This window comes from Pseudomonas sp. H1_A03 (assembly GCF_054685145.1).
This window is the reverse complement of the sequence record NZ_CP162829.1, coordinates 1,014,839-1,037,411: the sequence shown is the minus strand read 5'-3', so window position 1 is coordinate 1,037,411 and position 22,573 is coordinate 1,014,839. Positions and strand designations below refer to the sequence as shown.

22 protein-coding genes and 2 pseudogenes are annotated in these 22,573 nt (G+C 60.9%); 14 read left to right on the top strand and 10 right to left on the bottom strand.

Annotated elements, in window-relative coordinates; translation table 11 throughout:
* Positions 1-56: 56 nt before the first annotated feature.
* Positions 57-311, bottom strand: a complete 255-nt coding sequence (locus AB4O35_RS04930) for a TIGR02647 family protein (RefSeq protein WP_049710966.1) — start codon at positions 309-311, stop codon at positions 57-59.
* Between the two features lie 96 nt (positions 312-407).
* Complete coding sequence (locus AB4O35_RS04925) at positions 408-692, bottom strand: hypothetical protein (RefSeq protein WP_065875446.1); 285 nt, start codon at positions 690-692, stop codon at positions 408-410.
* A gap of 126 nt (positions 693-818) precedes the next feature.
* On the opposite strand from AB4O35_RS04925, the pseudogene AB4O35_RS04920 reads away from it, so the two are divergent.
* Positions 819-1,479 (top strand): annotated as a pseudogene (locus tag AB4O35_RS04920) (glutathione S-transferase family protein).
* A gap of 93 nt (positions 1,480-1,572) precedes the next feature.
* On the opposite strand, the gene argH reads toward AB4O35_RS04920, so the two are convergent.
* Entirely contained in the window at positions 1,573-2,967 is a 1,395-nt protein-coding gene (argH, locus tag AB4O35_RS04915; RefSeq protein ID WP_065875444.1) for an argininosuccinate lyase, read from the bottom strand.
* Between the two features lie 503 nt (positions 2,968-3,470).
* Here argH and AB4O35_RS04910 point away from each other — a divergent pair.
* The 7 genes from AB4O35_RS04910 to AB4O35_RS04880 all read left to right on the top strand — a co-directional run bounded on the left by AB4O35_RS04910 (position 3,471) and on the right by AB4O35_RS04880 (position 9,882).
* On the top strand, positions 3,471-4,217 hold the full coding sequence (locus tag AB4O35_RS04910; RefSeq protein WP_065875443.1) for a LytR/AlgR family response regulator transcription factor: 747 nt from the start codon (positions 3,471-3,473) through the stop codon (positions 4,215-4,217).
* A gap of 138 nt (positions 4,218-4,355) precedes the next feature.
* Positions 4,356-5,297: a hydroxymethylbilane synthase gene (hemC, locus tag AB4O35_RS04905; RefSeq protein WP_065875442.1), complete on the top strand. Its 942-nt coding sequence runs from the start codon at positions 4,356-4,358 to the stop codon at positions 5,295-5,297.
* On the top strand, positions 5,294-6,043 hold the full coding sequence (locus tag AB4O35_RS04900; protein ID WP_065875441.1) for a uroporphyrinogen-III synthase: 750 nt from the start codon (positions 5,294-5,296) through the stop codon (positions 6,041-6,043). The genes hemC and AB4O35_RS04900 overlap by 4 nt, the downstream gene beginning before the upstream one ends.
* Positions 6,044-6,084: 41 nt before the next feature.
* Positions 6,085-7,209, top strand: a complete 1,125-nt coding sequence (locus AB4O35_RS04895; RefSeq protein ID WP_065880241.1) for a uroporphyrinogen-III C-methyltransferase — start codon at positions 6,085-6,087, stop codon at positions 7,207-7,209.
* A 5-nt stretch (positions 7,210-7,214) separates the two neighbouring features.
* Positions 7,215-8,456 (top strand): heme biosynthesis protein HemY, encoded by a 1,242-nt coding sequence (locus tag AB4O35_RS04890; protein WP_065880240.1) that lies wholly within the window; start codon positions 7,215-7,217, stop codon positions 8,454-8,456.
* 237 nt (positions 8,457-8,693) lie between these two features.
* On the top strand, positions 8,694-9,215 hold the full coding sequence (locus tag AB4O35_RS04885) for a disulfide bond formation protein B (RefSeq protein WP_065875438.1): 522 nt from the start codon (positions 8,694-8,696) through the stop codon (positions 9,213-9,215).
* A gap of 208 nt (positions 9,216-9,423) precedes the next feature.
* Positions 9,424-9,882: an Rsd/AlgQ family anti-sigma factor gene (locus tag AB4O35_RS04880; RefSeq protein ID WP_065875437.1), complete on the top strand. Its 459-nt coding sequence runs from the start codon at positions 9,424-9,426 to the stop codon at positions 9,880-9,882.
* A gap of 53 nt (positions 9,883-9,935) precedes the next feature.
* On the opposite strand, the pseudogene AB4O35_RS04875 reads toward AB4O35_RS04880, so the two are convergent.
* A pseudogene (locus AB4O35_RS04875) lies at positions 9,936-10,614 on the bottom strand (FKBP-type peptidyl-prolyl cis-trans isomerase).
* A 192-nt stretch (positions 10,615-10,806) separates the two neighbouring features.
* Between AB4O35_RS04875 and AB4O35_RS04870 the strand changes: the two are divergent.
* Positions 10,807-11,979 (top strand): AlgP family protein, encoded by a 1,173-nt coding sequence (locus AB4O35_RS04870; RefSeq protein ID WP_083207148.1) that lies wholly within the window; start codon positions 10,807-10,809, stop codon positions 11,977-11,979.
* On the opposite strand, the gene AB4O35_RS04865 is transcribed toward AB4O35_RS04870, so the two are convergent.
* Entirely contained in the window at positions 11,976-12,443 is a 468-nt protein-coding gene (locus tag AB4O35_RS04865; protein ID WP_065875433.1) for a TIGR02444 family protein, read from the bottom strand. The two genes, AB4O35_RS04870 and AB4O35_RS04865, sit on opposite strands and share 4 nt — an antisense overlap.
* 50 nt (positions 12,444-12,493) lie before the next feature.
* Here AB4O35_RS04865 and AB4O35_RS04860 point away from each other — a divergent pair, with 50 nt between their 5' ends.
* The 3 genes from AB4O35_RS04860 (at position 12,494) to AB4O35_RS04850 (ending at position 15,696) form a co-directional block, all read left to right on the top strand.
* The gene (locus AB4O35_RS04860) at positions 12,494-14,404 is read left to right on the top strand and encodes an ATP-binding cassette domain-containing protein (RefSeq protein WP_065875432.1); all 1,911 of its coding nucleotides are present in this window, start codon (positions 12,494-12,496) and stop codon (positions 14,402-14,404) included.
* On the top strand, positions 14,404-14,976 hold the full coding sequence (locus AB4O35_RS04855; protein WP_065875431.1) for a mechanosensitive ion channel family protein: 573 nt from the start codon (positions 14,404-14,406) through the stop codon (positions 14,974-14,976). Before AB4O35_RS04860 ends, AB4O35_RS04855 begins: the two co-directional genes overlap by 1 nt.
* A gap of 87 nt (positions 14,977-15,063) precedes the next feature.
* Positions 15,064-15,696 carry a LysE family transporter gene (locus AB4O35_RS04850; protein ID WP_015886481.1) on the top strand — a complete coding sequence of 211 codons (633 nt, stop codon included), beginning with the start codon at positions 15,064-15,066 and terminating at the stop codon, positions 15,694-15,696.
* A 169-nt stretch (positions 15,697-15,865) separates the two neighbouring features.
* Here the strand turns inward: AB4O35_RS04850 and AB4O35_RS04845 are convergent, their stop codons facing one another.
* Genes AB4O35_RS04845 through AB4O35_RS04830 form a run of 4 tightly spaced genes read right to left on the bottom strand, consistent with a single transcriptional unit; the run spans position 15,866 to position 19,009 of the window.
* Positions 15,866-16,606 (bottom strand): penicillin-binding protein activator LpoB, encoded by a 741-nt coding sequence (locus tag AB4O35_RS04845; RefSeq protein WP_065880238.1) that lies wholly within the window; start codon positions 16,604-16,606, stop codon positions 15,866-15,868.
* 3 nt (positions 16,607-16,609) lie between these two features.
* The gene (gene lpoB / locus AB4O35_RS04840) at positions 16,610-17,197 is read right to left on the bottom strand and encodes a penicillin-binding protein activator LpoB (protein WP_049710984.1); all 588 of its coding nucleotides are present in this window, start codon (positions 17,195-17,197) and stop codon (positions 16,610-16,612) included.
* A gap of 35 nt (positions 17,198-17,232) precedes the next feature.
* A complete protein-coding gene (locus tag AB4O35_RS04835) occupies positions 17,233-17,604 on the bottom strand; it encodes a YcfL family protein (protein WP_065875429.1) in 372 nt (123 codons plus the stop codon).
* A gap of 10 nt (positions 17,605-17,614) precedes the next feature.
* Complete coding sequence (locus AB4O35_RS04830) at positions 17,615-19,009, bottom strand: COG3014 family protein (protein ID WP_065880237.1); 1,395 nt, start codon at positions 19,007-19,009, stop codon at positions 17,615-17,617.
* A 268-nt stretch (positions 19,010-19,277) separates the two neighbouring features.
* Here AB4O35_RS04830 and AB4O35_RS04825 point away from each other — a divergent pair, with 268 nt between their 5' ends.
* Positions 19,278-21,173, top strand: coding sequence for an FTR1 family protein (locus AB4O35_RS04825; RefSeq protein ID WP_065875427.1), 1,896 nt, complete (start codon positions 19,278-19,280; stop codon positions 21,171-21,173).
* Position 21,174: 1 nt separating this feature from the next.
* Positions 21,175-21,630 carry a YaiI/YqxD family protein gene (locus AB4O35_RS04820; RefSeq protein ID WP_065875426.1) on the top strand — a complete coding sequence of 152 codons (456 nt, stop codon included), beginning with the start codon at positions 21,175-21,177 and terminating at the stop codon, positions 21,628-21,630.
* Between the two features lie 173 nt (positions 21,631-21,803).
* Here AB4O35_RS04820 and elbB read toward each other — a convergent pair whose 3' ends face one another.
* Positions 21,804-22,469, bottom strand: a complete 666-nt coding sequence (gene elbB, locus AB4O35_RS04815; protein ID WP_065875425.1) for an isoprenoid biosynthesis glyoxalase ElbB — start codon at positions 22,467-22,469, stop codon at positions 21,804-21,806.
* Positions 22,470-22,573 lie beyond the last annotated feature (104 nt).

Genomic DNA, 22,573 nt, shown 5'->3' with positions numbered 1-22,573 from the left:
TGCGCAGCAACACCCGCGGAATCCGCAAGTGGCGGACTCCATGGGCGTATCAGGTATCAGGCGGCTTCTTTGGCGGTGACGGTGGTCAGGATGGTCAGCAGGGTTTTGGCTTGTTCTGCGGCATCCCGGCCAAGTGGGGTCAGGTAGCCCCCGTCTTTCTGATCGATCAGTCCTTTCTCGAACAGGCGCTTGGCAGCGGCGATGGCAGTAGGGGCAGCGGTCTGATGGACTTTCAGACCTTCCTGGGTGCTATCCAGGCTGAAGAGTACAAGGATTTCCAGTTCGGCAACCAACTCAGGGGTAAACGACATAAGGACTCCAGACTTTCTAAGAATTTATTAGAGGCTAGCAGGCCATAAGGTGAACGCACTTTGCCGAACTGTCCAGTGTGTTGCTGCGTGTTGGATTTATTGCTTTTCGGGCGGCAATTCCGGCAGTGCACGCAGTGCAGTTTCATACCATTCGGTATTGAAAGCACGGTCCTCTTCCAGTAGCGCATCTATCTCGACAGCGAGCACGTGGGCCATCAGTTGCAGGATTTCTTCACGCTCATAACCCACCAGGGTCAGCTTGTTGAAAGTTGCCTTGGCGGCGGGTGGGTTTTCGCTCTCGATCTGGTTTTCGATTGCTTCGATCAGGGTGGTTTCAGTGAATTCTTCTTCGTCGTTGTCGATATCGGTCGGCTCGCTCATGGCAGGCTCCTCTGGGAAAGGGCGCCAGTCTACCCCCATTCAAGCCGGTGATGCTGCTGGCAAGGCCCGGCACGGGGAGCTATAACGCATGCAGCCAACCCCATTCCCGGCTCGGAGGCAACCGCAATGCTCAAACTCTACGGATTCTCGGTCAGCAACTACTACAACATGGTCAAGCTGGCGCTGTTAGAGAAAGAGCTAGCTTTCGAAGAGGTGCCTTTTTATGCCGGACAAACCCCCGAAGCCCTGGCAGTCAGCCCACGTGGCAAAGTGCCGGTGCTGGGCGTTAAACAGGGTTTTATCAACGAGACCAGTGTGATTCTCGAATACATCGAGCACACCCAAGGAAGGGCCTGCACTGCTGCCGGCCGAGCCGTTCCAGCGTGCACAGGTGCTGGCGCTATGCCGGGAAATCGAGTTGTACATCGAACTGCCCGCGCGGGCGTGTTTTGCCGAGGCGTTTTTTGGTATGCCGGTGCCGGAGGCGATCAAGGAGAAGTCCAAGGCCGAATTGCTGTTGGGCTTGAGTGCGCTGGGCAGGCACGGCAAGTTCGCGCCGTTTGTGGCAGGGGAGCGTTTCACGATTGCGGATTTGTATTTCATGTACAGCGTGAACCTCGCCTGTGCGGTGGGCGAGAAGCTGTTTGGAATGGATTTGCTGGCAGAGATGCCGGCGGCCAAGGCGTTGCTGGAAAGGTTGCATGCCATGCCCAACGCTCAGAAAGTGGCAGCGGACAGGGAGGCCGCAATGCCGGCGTTTATGGCGATGATCGCTGCCAAAAAATAGACCTTTGGCGTCTGGCAGGACGCTATCGCGGGCAAGCCCGGCTCCCACCTTGGAATGCGATTTCCTGTGGGAGCTGGCTTGCCTGCGATGCTTTTATCGGCTGGCGAGGAGGGCCTGGCCGCGCACGACAGCTGCCTTCACCTGCGCCGGCGCAGTACCGCCGATGTGATTACGGGCATTCACCGAGCCTTCCAGGGTCAGCACGGCAAACACATCCTGTTCGATCTGGTCGCTGAACGTGCGCAGTTCTTCCAGGCTCATTTCCGCCAGGTCCTTGCCGGTGTCCACGCCATATTTCACGGCGTGGCCGACGATTTCGTGGCAGTCGCGGAACGGCAGGCCACGGCGCACCAGGTAGTCCGCCAGGTCGGTCGCGGTGGAGAACCCGCGCAGTGCCGCTTCACGCATGATCGCGTGCTTGGGCTTGATCGCCGGGATCATGTCGGCAAACGCGCGCAGCGAGTCACGCAGGGTGTCGGCGGCGTCGAACAGCGGTTCTTTGTCTTCCTGGTTGTCCTTGTTGTAGGCCAGGGGTTGGCCTTTCATCAGGGTCAGCAGGCCCATCAGCGCGCCGAATACACGGCCGCTTTTGCCACGTACCAGTTCTGGCACGTCGGGGTTTTTCTTTTGCGGCATGATCGAGCTGCCGGTGCAGAAGCGGTCCGGCAGGTCGATGAACTGGAACTGCGCGCTGGTCCACAGCACCAGCTCTTCCGAGAAGCGCGACAGGTGCATCATCGCGATGCTGGCCGCGGCGCAGAATTCAATGGCGAAGTCACGGTCTGACACACCATCCAACGAGTTGCCACCGACGGCATCGAAGCCCAGCAGCTGCGCGGTGTATTCGCGGTCGATCGGGTAGGTGGTGCCAGCCAGCGCGGCGCTGCCCAAGGGCATGCGGTTGGCGCGCTTGCGGCAATCCACCAGGCGCTCGTAGTCGCGGCTGAGCATTTCGAACCAGGCCAGCAGGTGGTGGCCAAAGGTCACAGGCTGGGCGGTCTGCAGGTGAGTGAAGCCCGGCATGATGGTGTCTGATTCGCGCTCGGCCTGTTCCAGCAAACCTTTCTGCAGGCGGGTGATTTCGGACAGGATCAGGTCGATTTCATCACGCAGCCACAGGCGAATATCGGTGGCCACCTGGTCGTTACGGCTGCGCCCGGTATGCAGCTTCTTACCGGTCACACCGATGCGGTCGGTGAGGCGCGCCTCGATATTCATGTGCACGTCTTCCAAGTCGACGCGCCAGTCGAACGTGCCAGCTTCGATCTCACCACGAATGGTGGTCAGGCCGTCGATGATGCTGTCGCGCTCGGCGTCGGTCAGCACGCCGACCTTGGCCAGCATCGTCGCGTGGGCGATGGAGCCCATGATGTCGTGGCGGTACAGGCGCTGGTCGAAGGTGACGGAGGCGGTGAAGCGGGCGACGAAGGCGTCGACGGGTTCACTGAAGCGGCCGCCCCAGGACTGGTTGGTCTTGTCGGTGCTCATGGATTCGCTCGTGATCTGCTTAATAAAGAGGCATGGAGTTGTGCCGGCGATGATAACAGGGTTGCCCGTGGAGGCGGGGCTGCGGGTCGTCGGCATTTTTATTTATGCAAACGATGGCTAAGTGCCTTGCCGCCGACCGCGTCCGGGACGAGACTGGGTACAGGGGCTTATTGAAACGATATTTGTCGATTCAGCAATGTCGTCTCAGCGAGCGTCTACAGTTGGACTGATAGTGTGTGAATGCACCAAAGTCGGGTGATGCGGTCATAGCCCAGACTATCCATTAGAAAGGGGGGTATTCGATTGTGTATCAGCAAACCCTACGACGATGCCCGAAGGCAGCAGGTCTTGGGCGCTATTGAACAGGTCCGGGTAAATATGGGTGCCACTCTCAGGGCACTTTTTGCCGCTCGCGCTAGTCTTAGCGTGGATCGCTGTGACGCAAGTCACCGCACCTGTCTACGCTATCCTTGTGCGAGACTCACGCAGGAATCCAGCGCAATATGAATGTCCTGATCGTTGATGACGAACCCCAAGCCCGCGAGCGACTGAGCCGTCTGGTCAGTGAACTCGAGGGTTATGCAGTATTAGAGCCGAGCGCCACCACGGGCGAAGAGGCGTTGACGCTGATCGACAGCCTCAAGCCTGACGTGGTGTTGCTCGATATCCGTATGCCGGGCCTTGACGGCCTGCAAGTTGCCGCCCGACTGAGCGAGCGAGAGTCCCCACCGGCCGTAGTGTTCTGTGCAACGGGCGAAGAGTTTTCTGCGCAGACGCTGGAAGACAGCGGAGTCAGCTTTCTCATCAAACCGGTGGCGGGCGAAGCATTGCTCAAGGCCCTGAAAAAGGCCGAGCGCCCAACCCGCATACAGCTCGCCGCGCTCACTCAGCCAGCCGCTCAAAGTGGTAATGGGCCACGCAGCCATATCAGTGCCCGTACACGCAAAGGCATTGAACTGATCCCTCTGGGCGAGGTGGTCTATTTTATTGCCGATCACAAGTATGTGACCTTGCGCCACCAAGGCGGCGAAGTGTTGCTTGATGAGCCGCTCAAGGCGCTTGAGGATGAGTTCGGCGACCGCTTCGTGCGTATCCACCGCAACGCGCTGGTGGCCCGCGAGCGAATTGAACGCCTGCAACGCACGCCCCTGGGTCATTTTCAGCTATTCCTGAAAGGCCTTAACGGCGATGCGTTGATCGTCAGCCGAAGGCATGTTGCCGGCGTGCGCAAGATGATGCAGCAGCTTTAGCCTAGCGTCTGTGGCGAGGCCTGCATTCCTTATCCCGGTGCGTCGTGGCCAGGGAGGCCCCGCACTTGCTGATTCAAATCAAAGCGTATTTCCCTGAGCTGTTATTATCCGTCATATCTTTTCAGTACGGATTGATCCATGTCCTCTCGCGAAATCCGCATCGCCACCCGTAAAAGCGCCCTGGCCTTGTGGCAGGCCGAATACGTCAAAGCACGCCTGGAGCTGGCCCACCCTGGCCTCAAGGTGTCCCTGGTGCCTATGGTCAGTCGTGGCGATAAGCTGCTCGACTCGCCTCTGTCGAAGATCGGCGGCAAGGGTTTGTTCGTCAAGGAACTGGAAACAGCGCTGCTGGAGAACGAAGCCGACATCGCCGTGCATTCGATGAAAGACGTGCCCATGGACTTCCCTGAAGGCCTGGGTCTGTTTTGCATCTGCGAACGCGAAGACCCGCGCGATGCTTTCGTTTCCAACACTTACGCGTCCCTGGAAGCATTGCCCCTGGGCAGCATCGTCGGCACTTCGAGCCTGCGCCGCCAGGCACAGCTGCTGACCCGCCGCCCGGACCTGCAGATCCGCTTTCTGCGTGGCAACGTCAACACCCGCCTGGCGAAGCTGGACGCCGGCGAATATGACGCGATCATCCTCGCAGCGGCGGGCCTGATCCGCCTGGGTTTCGAAGACCGTATCACCTCGGCCATCAGCGTCGAGGACAGCCTGCCCGCAGGTGGGCAAGGCGCCGTTGGCATCGAGTGTCGTACCGCCGACAGTGAAATCCACGCCCTGCTCAAACCCCTGGATCACCACGACACCGAAGTGCGCGTCACGGCCGAGCGTGCCCTGAACAAGCACCTCAACGGTGGCTGCCAGGTGCCAATCGCCTGCTACGCCGTGCTCGAAGGTGAAAACCTGTGGTTGCGCGGCCTGGTAGGGGACCCGGAAGGTGGCACCTTGCTGACGGCCGAGGTGCGCGGCCCGCAGCGTGACGCGACGGCACTGGGCATCCAGGTGGCCGAAGAGCTGTTGGACAAAGGCGCCGGTGCCATCCTGCAAAAAATCTACGGCGAGGCCGGTCCGCAGTGACCGAATGGCGTGTGCTGCTGACGCGGCCTGCCGAGGAGTCGTTGGCCCTGGCGGGGACGTTGGCCGGCGCCGGCATTTTCAGCAGCAGCCTACCGTTGTTGGACATCGAGCCGCTTCCCGTTACACCTGAACAGCTGGCAGTCTTGCGCGACCTGGGCCGCTATTGTGCGGTGATTGTCGTCAGTAAGCCCGCCGCGCGCTTGGCCGTGCGACAGCTGGATCGAGCATGGCCGCGACTGCCGTGGTTCAGCGTCGGCGCAGCCACTGCGCAGGTACTGGCCGAACACGGCCTCAACGTTCACTATCCCCCTACTGGCGATGACAGCGAGGCCTTGCTTCAATTGCCTGCGTTGCGCGAGGCTATCGCTCGCCCGGATGCACGCGTGTTAATCCTGCGGGGCGAGGGCGGTCGCGAGCTGCTGGCGGAGCGTTTGCGTGCGAGTGGTGCTAGTGTCGACTATCTGGAATTGTATCGCCGTTTCCTTCCGGCCTACGACGCCGGGGTACTGATGCAACGCATCCAGTTGGAACGCTTGAACGGCCTGGTGGTCAGCAGTGGGCAGGGTTTTTTGCACCTGCACGCCTTGGCCGGAGCCGATTGGCCACAGGTGGCACAGCTGCCGTTGTTCGTGCCGAGCCCGCGAGTCTTCGAGATGGCGCGGGGCGCTGGCGCAGAAAAAGTTGTGGATTGCCGCGGTGCGAGTGCCGCGGCTTTGTTAGTGGCGTTACGCAGCGTTGCCCTATGAGGCATGCCGTAGTCACTCTCTGAAACGCAAAGGACGGATACGTGAGCGAAACAGCCTTGCCTAAAGATGAAGCCCAACCCGCACTTGGTGCGCCGGTTGAGTCACCGGTCACCGCGCCGCGCCGTGGCAATGGCCTGGCAGTCGTCGCCTTGCTGCTCGGCGCCGCCGGTGTTGCCGCCGGCGGTTGGGGGATCTGGCAGGTCCGCGCCCTGCAAGCCAGCAGCCAGCAACAGCTGGGCCAAGTGCAGACCCTCGATGACCAATCCCAGTCTCTCAAGCAGAGCCAGCAACAACTGGCCGCGCGGCTGGCGCAGTTGCCGGGTGCGGATGAGCTGGAGGAGCGCCGTCGTCTGGTGGCCCAGTTGCAGGGCGATCAGCAGCGCCTGAGCCAGCGCCTTGAGACCGTGTTGGGATCCAGCCGCAAGGACTGGCGTTTGGCCGAGGCTGAACACTTGATTCGCCTGGCGAGCCTGCGTCTGTCTGCCTTGCAAGATATCAATAGCGCCCAGGCGCTGGTGCAGGGCGCCGACGAGATTCTTCGCGAGCAAAGCGATCCAGGTTCCTACGCCGCCCGTGAGCAGTTGGCCAAGAGCCTTGCAGCGCTGCGCAGCACCGAGCAGCCGGATCGCACTGGGCTGTACCTGCAATTGGCGGCCTTGCGTGACCAGGTCGTGCAGCTGGCGGCGATTGCGCCGGAATATCAACTGACCGAGCCTGCTTCCGACGGGCGTCCGACCACGGATACGGACAGCCGTTGGCGCCAATGGTGGGAGCAGATTTCCCGTTATTTCCGCATCGACTTCAATCCGGATGACAACATTCGCCCACTGCTGGCCGGCCAAGGCCTGAACCAGGTGCGCCTGGCGTTGAGCCTGGCCCTGGAGCAGGCGCAATGGGCGGCGCTCAACGGGGAGTCGGCTGTGTACAGCCGCTCCCTCGGCGAGGCGCGTAGCGTGTTGCAGGATAACTTTAACCAGGACAACCCGCAGAGCAAGGCGATGCTCGCGCGTATCGCCGAACTTGAGCCCAAGACGGTGTCGGTGGTGACGCCGGACCTGGCCGCGAGCCTGGCTGCTGTGCAGGCGTATCTTGAGCGTCGTCATCTGTCTGCTGACGAAGCCAAGGCAGCGGCCACACCGGCGGCTACGTCGGCGAAGCAGGAGTAGAGCCGATGAAACGTTTCTATGTGATCCTGGTGCTGGCGATTGCAATCGCGCTGGCGCTGGCTGTGGGCATTTCGAAACACACCGGCTATGTGTTGATTACTTACCCTCATGTGCTGCACTACGAGTCGAGCTTGTGGGCGACGGTGGTGGCGGTGTTTGCCATTGGTTTGGTGATCTACCTGATCCGTGTGCTCTTGAGCCTGGTCACCACCTCCGGTGGCGTGGTCAACCCGTGGTCGCGGCGTAACCGCAGCCGCCGCGTGCAGATCGCCATCGAGCAAGGCCAGATGGACCTCGCCGAGGGCCGCTGGGCCAGTGCCGAGCGCCACCTGCATCGCGCCGCCGAAGCCGAGCGCCAGCCATTGCTGTACTACCTCGGCGCCGCGCGCGCTGCGAATGAGCAGGGTCGTTATGAAGAGTCCGACGGCTTGCTGGAGAGAGCGCTGGAGCGTCAGCCCCAGGCCGAGCTGGCAGTTGCCTTGAGCCATGCGCAACTGCAACTGGACCGCGGCGATACCGACGGTGCACTCACCACCTTGCAGGCGATGCACGAGCGTCACCCGCATAACGGCCAGGTCTTGCGTCAATTGCAGCGCCTGCATCAGCAGCGGGGCGATTGGTCGTCGGTGATCCGCCTGTTGCCGGAGCTGCGCAAGGATAAAGTCCTGCCTGCCAGCGAATTGGCTGAGCTTGAACGCCGTGCCTGGGGTGAGAACCTGAGCCTGGCTGCCCAGCGAGAAGAGCAGGGCGAAGCCGGTTTGCAGTCCCTTGAGCGGGCCTGGCAGCAACTCACTTCAGCCCAGCGCCAAGAGCCGCAACTGGTTCTGGCTTACGCCGAGCAACTGCGCCAATTGGGCGCCGATGCCAAGGCCGAGGAAGCGCTGCGTGGCGCCATCAAGCGTGTCTACGACAGCCACCTGATCCGACTATACGGCTTGCTGCGTGGCAGTGATCCAGCTCGGCAGTTGAAGTTTGCCGAGGGCTGGCTCAAGGACCACCCGGGTGATGCCAGCCTGCTGCTGACGTTGGGCCGCCTGTGCCTGCAAAACAGCCTGTGGGGCAAGGCGCGGGATTATCTGGAGAGCAGCCTTCAAGTGCAGCGTAATCCCGAGGCCTGTGCCGAGCTCGCCCGCTTGTTGGCCCAACTGGGTGACACCGAGCGTAGTAACCAGCTGTTTCAAGAGGGACTTGGACTGCTGGATAACCGTTTACTGGCGTCTCCGCTACCTGTCCCGGCTCGGGTTTGAAGTAGGACAGTTGGCAAGGGTTGGCTCAGACGTATCTGACAGCCAACCTTTCGTTAGCTCGAAAAGACTGGGGGGCAAGCGTTCGGCGGCAAAGTCCGACGCTCGATTGCCCAAGGTCTTCCATCTTCTGACGGAAAGTCCTTACCTTCTCGCGGAATCGTCTGCTCTGGCATGTATTGAAAGCGGTCAGGGCTTTCCTCTACCGTAGCGACCTATCTTTCGCGATGCGGATAAAGCATGTCTTTGGCCCCTTCACGCTCCTTGTTTTTCCTCGCGTTCCTGGCGGGTACGCTGACGTTGGGTGCGTCCTTTTACCTCGAGTTCGGTGTCTCGTTGCGTCCGTGTTTCCTATGCCAGATGCAAAGGGGGTTCCTGGCCGCTTTCACATTGATCAACCTGGTCGCCGCCCTCCATAACCCCAAGCGTTCCGTTATCTGCCTGTATGGGCTGGCAAGCATGGGCTGTGCCTTGCTCGGCGCCCTTACCGCCGTGCGCCAGGTGCTGCTGCAAAATGCCGCGCCGGATGAGGCTGCCGATTGCTGGCCCAGCCTGCACTACATGATCGAAAACCTATCGTTTTGGCAGGCCCTGCAGTTGACGTTCAAAGGCACTGTCGACTGCGTGGAAACCAACTGGACGCTGTTTGATTTGAGCCTTCCCGAGTGGAGCCTGCTGTTCTTCATCGGGATGTTGATCCTGGGCATCATGCAGTTCTCACGGCTGTTTTTGAGCCAGTGTTCGCGCCCGGCGAGGCGCTGAAAGCCCGTCGCAGTTTGGAGAGCGGGATTAAACACTTGTATGAACTTTCTGTCCTGCGTACCTTGAAGCCATAGTCATGCGGGCATAATCTGGCCCGCACGTGTTATTGAAACCGTTTGTCAGATGTGGCCTTGTCCGGCGCCGCTTTATCCTTGAAGTGTTGCGCGGGCACCAGGCGGCAGCGCCCCTATAGGGAAGAGAGATCATCATGCTGGAAAGTTGTCAGAATGCTCAGGAACGCTGGGGTGGGGTGCACAAGCTGATCGACAATTGGCTGAAGGCGCGTCACGAACTGGTTCTGTCCTTTGATGCGCTGGGCGCCAAGCCCGAGGCACTGGCTGAGAACCGTGAGCCGTTGCAGGACTTCTGCGCGGTATTGGTGGACTACTTGTCGGCTGGCCATTTTGGTGTCTTCGATCAACTGACCAAGGAGGCTGAAGCCTTCGATGATCAGCGTGGCCTGGACCTGGCTGAGACCATTTACCCGCGCATCGATGTCATCACCGAGAAGCTGCTGGCATTTACCGACCTGTGTGATGCCGGAAACTGTGTTGCTGAAAAATTCAAAGAGTTGGGCGCGTTGCTGCACGAGCGATTCGAGTTGGAAGATTGCCTGATCGAAGTGCTGCACAACGCTCACAAAGAAGAGCCTGCTACCCAGGCCTGACCCTCGACAGCGGTACGAAAGACGGTGCGCATGGCGCGCCGTTTTTTATGGGGTCAAGGACGGGTACCGAGCAACTCGATCTCGAATACCAGCGGTGTATAAGGCGGGATCAACTCGCCGGCACCGTCGGCGCCATAAGCCTGGGCCGATGGAATCACCAATCGCCATTTCTGCACCCACGGGCATTTGTTGCAACGCGCTGCTCCAGCCGCTGATCACACTGTCCAGACGAAACCATTGAGGTTGCGTGCTCTGGTCGAACACTGTCCCATCGGGTAATCGCCCCATGTATTTCACTTCAATCTGGTCGCTGGCCTTGGGCTTTCCACCCGTGCCGGGAGTGAGTTCGGTGAGCAGGATTCCATCCGCCAATTCGCGCACGCCTTTTACGGCTTTTTCTTTGCTCAAAAATTGTTGTTCGGCCGCCAGGGCTTTTTCGCTTTGAGGTCCCTGTGCTTCGGCTGCATTTTGTGCTTCGTGCTGGGCAAGAATCTGTTCGATACGTGCGTTGTCCAGCGCCAGCGGCTTGCCTTGATAGGCTTGCTTTAGGCCGTCGATCAACGCCTGGATCTGCAGGTCAGGGACCTCCCGGCGCAGGCGTTCACCGAGGCTTGCGCCCAGGCTGTAGGCGAGGTCATGCTGATTTTTGTCAGTGGTTTTGGACGGTGATTGCTCGCTCGCATTGGCCACCGAAATCGCCAGGCCAAGCACAAGAAAAAGGTAACGCGACATGGGTGGTCTCCCGCCGAAAGTGCGACGGATTATGCCAGTGTGAGAGGGTAAAAAGTGCCGCGTACTTTCGTTATAACGATAAGAATTTTCGTACGGTGCAACGCAAGTCAAACGATACTGTCAACATGCCCTAGCGGCGGTAAGAGCAGAGGGCTAGTATGAGCCGCACCCAAGTCAGCCAGGAGGTAAACCATGTCGGCCAAACAGAAGCCTGTTAATACCCCGTTGCATTTACTCCAACAACTCTCGGGCAGTTTGCTCGAGCATCTGGAAAGCGCTTGTTCCCAAGCCTTGGCCGATGCAGAAAAACTGCTCGCCAAGCTGGAAAAACAACGCGGTAAAGCGCAAGAAAAGCTGCACAAATCCCGCACCAAACTGCAAGATGCCGCCACTGCCGGCAAGGCCAAGGCTCAAGCCAAAGCCAAAGACGCTGTCAAAGAACTTGAGGACCTGCTCGACGCCCTCAAGGATCGCCAAGCTGAAACCCGCACCTACATTTCCCAACTCAAAAAAGATGCCCAGGAAAGCCTGAAACTGGCCCAGGGCGTTGGTCGTGTGAAGGAAGCTGTAGCTAAGGCGTTGGGCGCCCGTACGCCTGCAAAAGCTGTTGCAGTAAGCGCGGCGAAGAAGCCTGCAAGCAAAGCTGCTGCCGCCAAGGCACCTGCTAAAGCAGCCGCGAAGCCAGCTGCCAAAACCGCTGCTGCTAAACCGGCCGCCAAGCCAGCTGCTAAAACTGCTGCTGCAAAGCCAGCCGCGAAGCCAGCTGCTAAAACCGCTGCTGCAAAGCCAGCCGCGAAGCCAGCTGCTAAAACTGCTGCTGCAAAGCCAGCCGCGAAGCCAGCTGCTAAAACTGCTGCTGCAAAGCCAGCCGCGAAGCCAGCTGCTAAAACCGCTGCTGCAAAGCCAGCCGCGAAGCCAGTTGCTAAAACCGCTGCTGCAAAGCCGGCCGCGAAGCCAGCTGCTAAAACCGCTGCTGCAAAACCAGCCGCCAAGCCAGTTGCCAAAACCGCTGCTGCAAAACCAGCCGCCAAGCCAGTTGCCAAAACCGCTGCTGCAAAACCAGCCGCCAAGCCAGCTGCTAAAACGGCTGCTGCAAAACCGGCCGCGAAGCCAGCTGCTAAAACCGCTGCTGCAAAACCAGCCGCGAAGCCAGCCGCCAAACCTGCTGCTGCAAAACCAGCCGCTAAGCCAACTGCCAAACCTGCTGCCAAGCCAGCCGTTGCCAAACCAGCTGCCGCAAAACCAGCACCGGCCAAGCCAGCAACATCTGCTGCTGCCCCGGCAGCGTCGAGCGCTCCAACTGCACCGGCCACCAACACGCCTGCCCCGGTAGCGCCAAGCACCACCCCAACCAGCGCTTCCTAAGTGCTGGTGACCACGACGCGCAGCTGCTGCAGCGCGTCGTGGTCAAGGTTGGCGGCATCCTCGGCCGCCAGTCCTTCCAGCCACTGTTGATGACCCATCGCCTCATCCGTCGGCCACATTCGCGCCAGCGTTTCCAGGCGCGCGAGCAATTGTCGTTCGGCCTCCAGCTCCAGGGCTTTGACCCGTTCACGTAACCCCGCCAAATCCTCGTCCTGCTGCGCCATCGCACGCCATTGCATGCGCACCCGTCGTAACGGCTCAATCACGTGCGCCTGCCAAGGTTCGGCGATCTGTTTCAGCGCCTGGATGCGTTCGGCCGTCACGGCCACAGCGCGCTGTTCCAGCCACGCGCCACAGAGCAATAGGCACACATCCGCCCCTTGCTCCTGTAAACGCAGGCAAGCAGCTTCGACGCCCGGGCGGGCGTAAGTCGAGAGGGCAAAGCTCCATAGGTCAGCGCACATATTCACACCCAAGCCAGCGGGCAACGAAGCTGGTAGACTCCGCCGCCATTATGATCCGACTTCAAAGCCTAACATTACAGCGTGGCCCGCAACGTCTTCTCGAAGACGCCGAGCTGACCCTGCACGCCGGTCACAAAGCCGGCTTGATCGGTGCCAATGGCGCCGGCAAATCCACGTTGTTCGCCCTGTTGCTGGGCGAGCTGACCCCGGATTCCGGGGACTGCTTGCTGCCGGCCGACTGGCGCATCGCCCACATGCGCCAGGAGATCGACACCCTGGACCGCATCGCGATCGACTACGTGCTCGATGGCGACCTGCGCCTGCGCCAGGTGCAACACGACCTCGCCGAGGCCGAGAAAGCCCAGGACGGCGCCGCCCAGGCGCGCCTGCACTCGGAACTCGACAGTGCCGACGGCTACACCGCCGACGCCCGCGCCCGCAAAATGCTCGCCGGCCTTGGTTTCACCAACGAACAGATGGACCGCCCGGTCGCTGACTTCTCCGGTGGCTGGCGCATGCGCCTGAACCTGGCCCAGGCGCTGATGTGCCCCTCGGACCTGTTGCTGCTCGATGAACCGACCAACCACTTGGACCTTGATGCGATCTTGTGGCTGGAAGACTTCCTCAAGAATTACCAGGGCACGTTGCTGCTGATTTCCCACGACCGCGATTTCCTCGACGCCGTGGTCGACAACATCGCCCACGTCGAACAGAAGAAAATCACCCTGTACCGTGGCGGCTATACCGCATTCGAGCGCGCCCGCGCCGAACGCCTAGCCCAGCAACAACAGGCGTTCGAGAAGCAGCAGGCGCAGCGTGCGCACATGGAAAGCTACATCGCCCGGTTCAAGGCCCAGGCCACCAAGGCCCGCCAGGCCCAGAGCCGGATCAAGGCCCTGGAGCGCATGGAAGAGCTGTCGGCGGCCCATGTCGATTCGCCGTTCGACTTTGTGTTCCGCGAGTCGGTGAAGATATCCAGCCCGTTGCTGGATCTTTCAGATGCTCGCCTGGGTTATGGCGACAAAACCATCCTGGAAAAAGTGAAGCTGCAGCTCACGCCAGGTGCGCGCATCGGTTTGCTAGGCCCTAACGGTGCGGGCAAGTCGACGCTGATCAAGAACCTCTCGGGTGAGCTTGAGCCCCTGGCCGGTCGCTTGACCCGTGGCGAGAACACGGTGGTGGGCTACTTCGCCCAGCATCAGCTGGATTCCCTGGACTCCAAAGCCAGCCCGTTGCTGCACTTGCAGCGTCTGGCGCCGACCGAGCGCGAACAGACCCTGCGCGACTTCCTGGGTGGTTTCGACTTCCGGGGTGCGCGCATCGACGAGCCGGTGCTGAATTTTTCCGGCGGCGAAAAAGCCCGACTGGCCCTGGCGTTGATCGCCTGGGATCGTCCGAACCTGCTGCTGCTCGACGAACCGACCAACCACCTGGACCTGGAAATGCGCCTGGCGCTGACCATGGCCCTGCAGGAGTTCAGCGGTGCGGTACTGGTGGTGTCTCACGATCGTCACTTGCTCAAGAGCACCACCGACAACTTCCTGCTGGTGGCCGATGGCAAAGTCGAAGAGTTTGACGGCGACCTGGATGATTACGCGCGCTGGCTGACGGATTACCGCCTGCGCAACGCGCCGGTCAGCAATACGCCCGTCAACCCGGACAAGACCGACAAGAAAGCCCAGCGTCAGGCCGCCGCTGCACTGCGTCAGCAGTTGGCGCCGCACAAGCGTGAAGCCGACAAGCTGGAAGCCGAGCTGGGCAAGGTGCACGAGCGTCTGGCCAAGATCGAAACCAGCCTGGGCGACAGCGCCGTTTACGAGGCCGCCCGCAAGGACGAGTTGCGTGACCTGCTGGCTGAACAGGCCAAACTCAAGGTGCGCGAAGGGCAGTTGGAGGAAACCTGGATGGAAGCTCTCGAGCTGCTGGAAACCCTGCAAGCGGAGCTGGAGGCGCTGTCCTGATGGAAGCGTTGCATCTGCCGTTACCGGCGCAATGGGTCGAGCCCGTATGGATCGGCGTGCAAATCCTGCTGATCCTGCTGGCCGGCTACCTGGCCCAGCGTTTTGTGGCCAAAGGCCTGACTCGCCTGGGTGAGCGCTACCCGTTCCCCCCGCAACTGCTGATGCCGCTGCGCGGTGGTTTGCGCTGGTTGATCATGGGCAGTGCGCTGATCTTTGTGCTGGGCCGCCTGGGTGTCTCTGCCACCGTATTGTGGACGGCGCTTTCCGGGTTTGTCGCGGTCGCCGCCGTGGCGTTCTTTGCCATGTGGTCGGTGCTGTCCAACCTGCTGTGCGCCATTCTGATCTTCACCGTCGGGCCGTTTCGCCTGGGTGATATTGTCGAGCTGGTGGATACCGTCGACAAACCGGGCGTGAAGGGCCGGGTCGTGGCGATCAATCTGCTCTACACCACACTGGTTGAAGTGGCGGAAGCCGGCACCGACAGCGCGATGGTGCAAGTGCCTAACAGCCTGTTCTTCCAGCGCTCGGTGCGCCGTTGGCCGGGTACCCACGTGTTTCCGGGCGACCGCTAGCGTTCACATCTTGTAAAAATCTATAGCCATCCGTTGGTCGGCGGAGTTAGCTTAAGGCACAACAGCTAACTCCCCCTGAGGTGTGTAATGGCACTCGACACGTGGCTGGCCTTTTTCCTGGCCAGTTGGATCATCTCCCTTTCCCCTGGCGCTGGCGCCATCGCCTCGATGTCCAGCGGCCTGCAATACGGTTTCCTGCGCGGTTACTGGAACGCCATTGGCCTGCAACTGGGCCTGGCGATGCAGATTGCCGTCGTTGCTTGCGGCCTGGGTGCCATTCTGGCGACGTCGTCCACGGCCTTCTATGTGATCAAATGGTTTGGCGTGGCGTACCTGGTGTACCTGGCCATCAAGCAATGGCGCGCGTTGCCCATGGACATGACCGACGACGCGGCCGTGCGCCCGATCGGCAAACCGATGGCGATGATGTTCCGAGGCTTTCTGGTCAATGCCAGCAACCCTAAGGCCCTGGTGTTCATGCTGGCGGTGCTGCCGCAGTTTGTGAACCCACAAGCGCCGTTGCTGATCCAGTACCTGATCCTGGGTGCGACGATGATTTGCGTCGATATGGTGGTGATGGCGGGGTATACGGGGCTGGCGTCGAAAGTGTTGCGTTTGTTGCGCACGCCTAAGCAGCAGAAGCGTATGAACCGTACGTTTGCCGGGTTGTTTGTGGGGGCGGCGGGCTTTCTGGCCAGTCTGCATCGCGCAACGGCTTGAACTGAAGAAACCAGATCAAAAATGTGGGAGCTGGCTTGTCGGGTCGCCGCACCGCTGCGATAGCATCACCTCGGTGTATCAGTTACACCGAGGTGCTCGCATCGCAGCGGTGCGGCGACCCGACAAGCCAGCTCCCACATTGGTTTTGTGTTGCTTGTGAAATCGGGTTTCAGCGCAGGATCTTCGGCGCTTCATCCCTCGGCAGGTTGTTACGCAACACCGGCTGGCCAGGCTCTTGATACCCGCCACCCAATTGCTCCGCCAACTGCCGCGCCACATCTTCCCCCAGCGCTTTCGACACTTCTTTCACTACCCGCGGCCGATTCAGGCTCACACGCACATCGCGGCTGCTCACCAGCTTGGTGTCCTGGCCTTCACCCATGGCGGTAAATGCCGAGGTGATCTCGTAGGTGCGGGTGTTGATCAGGCTGAAGTCCGCCACCAGCGTCAGGCCCAATACCGCCGAGTAGCTGTTGGTGTGGTCCAGGGCGTTGATGTCCTGGGTGAAGTCGATGTCTGACAGCGTGCCGAACAGCACATAGTCAGCCCCCTTGAAGTGGCCGGCCTTGATGCGCTTGATCACATCGTAGACGTCACCCTTGGCATCGGCGGTGTAGGGCGTGCCCTGCACCAGCTGGAACTGGTGGGACTTGAGGATCTCGCCCTTGATGTCACCGCTGAATTTACGCAGCTCGGTCTGTTCGATGTAGCTGGTACGGCTTTCGTACTCGCTGTAATTCGATGCGCCGCTGGCGTGGTAAGCGCTGGCCTGGAAGTTATTGCTCGCCGACACCTGGTGAATGTATTCCTCGACCCGCGCCTCGTAGGCCAGGTCGGTCACCGCGATCTTCGGGGCGGCCGAGGCGCCGAAGGCGCACAGCAGGCCGATCATGCCGATCCATGCACGCATTGCTTAGCGCTCCGTGGTCTTGCGGATTTCTTTTTCGTCCATCCATTCGGCCAGGCCGCTCTCGACGTCGATCAGTTGCAGGCTGAACTTGTAGAACACGTCCTTGTAGTCTGAGCTGCGCTTGACGATGGAGCTGATGGAGCCTTCCAGGCGGTACTTGGCGGCGACCATGTTGCCGGTCTTGCTGACGGTGGACTTCTTGTACAGGCCGCTCTGGTTCTGCAGCTTGAGCTGGTCAACCTGGCTTTGCATGTCGGTGTTGTCGCTGGCAAAGCGCGCGGTGCCGGTCTTCATCAACTGGGTCTTGATCGACGTGGTGATCTCGCGGGTATCGATGTACTCGCTGGTCTTATTCTTCACGTCGTACACCTGCACCACCGGGCGGCCTTGCAGGATGCCGGACTGGGCCAGGGAGCGGGTCATGCTTTCGGCGATCATCTGCAGGTCGGTGGAGCCGAACTCGTTGGTCACCAGTTCTACGGCCTTGGTATCGCCGTAGCTGATGTTTTTACCGCCCAGTACCGGCGAAGTGTTAGAGCAACCGCTGGCCAATACGGCAACTACGGCGAGGATCGAGAAGCGTGCAAACATGGGGAAATCTCTCAGTAGCAAAAAGGGTGAACGGCTCAAGGCGTTTTCACTTCAAGGCGGAAGTCCGCCGCCTGGGGCAGGTTGGCGATGGCCGGCAGAAAGGTCGCCTGGTTGGCGTACAGGTTCAGCACCTTCCAGGTTTCTTCATCGCCCACCGGGAAGCCATCGGCGCCCAGCCAGGCAAAGCGGTAATACATCATCTGGTTGCTGCTGGTGATGTTGCTCAACTGCACCTTGGCGGTGAGAAAGCCGTTCTCGCGGGCAACACGAATGGCACCGACCGCGATGCCCTTGAACTTGCCCATCACTACGATTTTGCTCGCGGCGCTGCCGGGCTCCGGCGGCGGCGGGGTGGCGCAACCGGCAAGCAGGACCAGCGCCAGGGCGCCAGGGATGAAATGACGCATAGCGTGCTCCTTAAGGTTGTTTGAGGGCGATGGCCTGGGTGGCCGTGCTCGGCACCACATGGGCGGCCAGGCCGCCCGCGAACACTTGGTTACCAACCACGCGCAGGGTGATCACTTGATAGCGCTGATCAGCCTTGACCGTTACCAGCGTGCCGCCCAGGGCATTGGGCAGGCTGACCTGGTGTTCGCCGTGCTTGAGGCGCAGGCGGGTCACCTGGGTCATGTCCGGCAGGGTGCGCCAGGTGCGGGTGTCGGCGCCTTCGGTGACGGCTGAGGCGATACCCAGCACCAGGCCCGCCATCGGGTTGGTCTTGTTCAGGTTGTTTTGCGCCACGCCACGGGTGACCGCACGCACGGTGGTGCGCAGGATAATCCCAGGCATGTCATCACGCAGTGCGCGGCGGGACATGGCCGTAGTGCTGTTGAGTATGGTGAGGTTCTGTTGCTGGCCGTCGACGCCGATCTGGGCGAAGGTCGCGGTGGACGTATCCGCCTTGATCACCGGGAACGACAGCGGTGTGATCACCAGGTTGCCATTGATCGGAATCGGCAGCGGCAGGCGAATCGAATCGCGAGCCGGTGCCAGGCCACTCTGGACCACGATCAGCACGTCGGTTTCATTGGCGCCGACCTTGGGTTTATCCAGGTTCAACAGCGCCTGTTCCAGCAACGGTGTATTGGGGCGCAACTCGGCGGCCTTGCGGTAACCGGGGGCTGCCAGGTCTTTTTCGCCCAAGGCTTCGTAGACGAAACCGGCCAGGTAATGACTGAACGCACTCTGGTAGCTGTTTTTCAGACCGACCACTTCCGGCGCATCCAGGGCTTCCACCGGGTAGCCGCGCAAGTCTTTCATCTGGGTGGTCACGCCCTCACGCTGGGCTTCGTTCTCGCGCTTGAGGTATTCCTTGTCCCGCAGGTCGGCGATCACCGCTTCGCGTTCATGGGTCTTCTTGATTTCGGTGCGCGCGCCGTCGAAGTCGTTCAGGGCCAGGAGGTTCAGGGCCATCTGCGTGGTCAGCATGACCTTTTCGTAGTCATAGCCTTCGTAGCGCCGCACTTTGTCGTTGGCAACGAAACTGCCGAACTGGGCGAGATACCTGGCGCTGTCGAACTTGACCGAATCCTCCCACTTGGCGACTTGCAGGTCGGCGCTGCGCCAGGCGGTCTGGCTGCCGGTCATGTCGCCCTTGGCCCGCAGCAACTCGCCCTTTTCGAAGAAATAGAGCAGGTCTTTGTCGTCGCCGGTGTTGTTCTTTTCCAGCAGGGTCAGCGCGGCGTCGACATTGCCGGTGGCCAATTGCTGGTTGGTGGCTTGCAGTTCGGTGTCGTAGTTGCGGAACATCGAACAGCCGGACAGCAAGGTGACCGCCGCAAGCGCGAGCGAAGGTAAGGCGCGAAATGCCATGCAAACTTCTTCCCTGAAAGTATCAACCGATGTGGTAATTCCTCATAAAAACGAGGAACAAAATTCCCTTTCGCACTAACAGGGCGCGGCATTATAGGCACCATTACTGGCAAAACAATGGCTATTTGATCCGGTGAAATCGGCTGGAGTGCCACCATCCCGCATCTAAAACGCTCCGCCCCCACAAACGACAAATCACTTACGCCTTGAGTCAAACTCGTAAAGCCCTAACAATGTGTTACTTCGTATTTCCATTTGAGATTCGTTCATGACTGCCCCCTTCCGTTTTCTCGCCTGGCTGATAGTGCCGGCGTTGATGTCGTGCAGCTTCAACCTGTTGGCCGCGACTGCCGAGGGCGCCCCACAAGCCCTGCATTTGCTGGACTACATTGGTGCTGACTATCCTCCGACGGTGGAGGCGGGCAAGGTTATCGATGAACCCGAATACCGCGAACAGCTGGAGTTTCTCGGGGTGTTGCAGGGCCTAGTGGCAGAGTTGCCACAGCGCCCGGAACGCGTGGCGTTGGTCAAAGGTGTTGATGAACTGTTAGCGGCTGTAACCGCTCATCAGGACGGCCCGACAGTCGCCCGCCAGGCCCGGCAATTGGGGGCTCAACTGGCGGTGGCCTATGAAGTCAGCCAGGCACCGGCGATCACGCCTGACCCAACCCGCGGCGCGCCGCTTTACGCCCAACACTGCTCGGTCTGCCACGGCACAGCGGGCGCCGGTGATGGGCCGGCCAGTGTTGGCATGACGCCGCCGCCCGCTAATCTGCGGGACGCCGTGCGCCTGGATCGCCTGAGTCTCTACGCGATCTACAACACGCTGGGCCTGGGTGTGGAAGGCACTGACATGCCGTCTTTTGCCGACCAACTGGACGATCGCCAACGCTGGGACCTGGCCACTTACATCGCCGGCTTCACCGCCGACCCGGCCGCCGCCAAAAGCGAGCAGCCGTTCAATCTCGCTGACCTTGCTCGCCAGACCCCCAATGAAGTGCTGGCCGCCAATGGCCCGGCTGCCGCCGCGACGTTCCGCGCCCAGCGTGCGCAACCGCCGCAGGTCAAGCGTGGCCCGGCGCAACTGCTTGAATACACCGCTACGACCCTGGACAAGAGCCTGGCCGCGTTCCGCAGCGGTGATCACGAACAGGCCTACGATCTCTCGGTAGCCGCGTACCTGGAGGGCTTTGAACTGGTAGAAAGCTCCCTGGACAACGTCGACGCCAACGTGCGCAAAGACACCGAGAAGGCGCTGATGGCCTACCGGCAGTCGTTGCAGGACGGTTTGCCGGTCGAGCAGGTGCAACAGCGTCTGGACGTGGCCAAGGGCAAACTCACCGAGTCCGCCGGCTTGCTGGGCAGCGACGGCCTGAGCTGGTCATTGAGCTACATCTCCGGTTTGTTGATCCTGTTGCGTGAAGGCCTGGAAGCGATCCTGGTGCTGGCCGCGATCCTCGCGTTCCTGCGTAACACCGGCCAGCAGTCGGCGGTGCGCAGCGTCAACGTAGGTTGGGGCTTGGCGCTGTTGGCGGGTTTGGCGACCTGGGCGTTGGCCGCGTACGTGATTGACGTGAGCGGCGCCCAGCGCGAATTGCTTGAGGGCTGCACGGCGCTGTTCGCCAGCGTGATGGTGCTGTGGCTCGGCGTGTGGATGCATGACCGTCGCCACGCTGCGGCTTGGCAGGATTACATCAAGAGCAGCCTGGTGGGCGGTGGCGGGCGTTTTGGCTTTGCGATGCTGGCGTTCTTCTCGGTGTACCGCGAGCTGTTCGAGGTGATCCTGTTCTACGAAACCCTGTGGCTGCAAGCCGGCCCGGCCGGGCACAACGCAGTGCTGGCGGGTGGCGCCACGGCGCTGGTGCTGCTGGTGGGCCTGGCGTGGGTGATCCTGCGGGGTTCGGCGAAGCTGCCGTTGGCGTTGTTCTTCGGAATCAACGCGGCGCTGTTGTGTGCACTGTCGGTGGTGTTTGCGGGGCACGGCGTGAAGGCGTTGCAGGAAGCCGGGATCTTCGGCACGCGGCCGGTGGCATTCTTTGACTTTGATTGGCTGGGGATTCACGCCGATGCCTACTCGCTGAGTGCGCAGGCAGTAGCGATCCTGGCGATTGTGGTGCTGTATGGCCGCAGTCGAATCGCGGAGAAGCGCCGGGTGGCGGCATAACATGCGCGTGTGGATCGATGCCGACGCCTGCCCTCGGGCGGCCAAGGACCAAGTGGTGAAGTTCGCCCTCAAGCGCCAGTTCGAAGTGGTGCTGGTGGCCGGTCAGAGCCAGATCAAGCCGAGCTTTGCCTGTGTGAAGCTAATTGTGGTGCCCAGTGGCCCGGATGCGGCGGATGACTACCTGGTAGAGCACGCAGAGCCCGGTGAACTGGTGATCTGCAGCGATGTGCCGCTGGCTGACCGCTTGGTGAAAAAGGGGGTCACGGCCCTCGATCCACGAGGCAAGGAGTTCAGCCCGGCCAACATGAGTGAGCGCCTGGCAGTGCGCAACCTGTTCACCGATCTGCGCGAGCAGGGCCAGATGGGCGGCGGTCCACCGCCCCATGGCGAGAAGGACAAGCAGGCGTTTGCCAATGCCCTGGACCGAATCCTCACCCGGTTGATGCGCCAAGCCTGACCTGTGTAGTGAGCGGGCTTGTCGAATCGTCGCACCGCCCGCGCTGGGCTGCGTAGCAGCCCCAATAAAGACACCGCAGAGTTCCAGATAAAACCAGGTCGTCTGGTTTGGGGCGGCTTCGCCACCCAGCGCGGGGCAAGCCCGCTCACTACATTAAGTGTTTGGCAAGCGGGTCAGTCGTTTTCGTGGGTCAACTCCAGCACCCGATCCACCAGCTTGTTGATCCCCGAAGCGACCTCGCTGATGTTCTTGCCGAGCATATAGGCCGGGGTGCTCACCAGCTTGCGCGCCTGGTCTTCGACGATATCTTCCACCGCGCACTCCTGGTGGGTGGCGCCCATCTTGTCCAGCGCGGCGGCGGTGTCGGCACAGTTGCCAATGGTGCAGGTCACGCCAGGACCGTAGATTTTCGCCGCCAGGGCCGGGGAGATGCAGATCAGCCCCACGGGCTTGCCCGATTCGGCAAAGGCCTCGGCCAGCTCCAGAACCTGCGGGTTGACGCTGCAGCCGGCGCCTTCCACGGCAAAGTTCGACAGGTTCTTCGCCGCACCAAACCCGCCGGGCACGATCAGCGCATCGAAGTCTTCGGCATTGGCTTCGCGGATGTCTTTCACGTCCCCCCGGGCGATCCGCGCCGACTCCACCAGCACATTGCGTGACTCGGGCATCGTTTCGCCGGTGAGGTGGTTGATCACGTGCAGTTGCGCGATGTCCGGGGCAAAGCATTGGACCTGAGCGCCGCGCTGGTCCAGGCGCAGCAGCGTGATCACGCTTTCTTGGATCTCTGCGCCGTCGTACACGCCACAGCCGGAAAGGATCACTGCTATCTTTTTGCTCATGGGCATTTCTCCTGGGTTCTTGGCGTTAAATGTCTACTAATTTGTCATCTGTTGCCAATGGGATCTCGCGCCGCTGCACCTAATCTGATGTAACAAAAATAGAC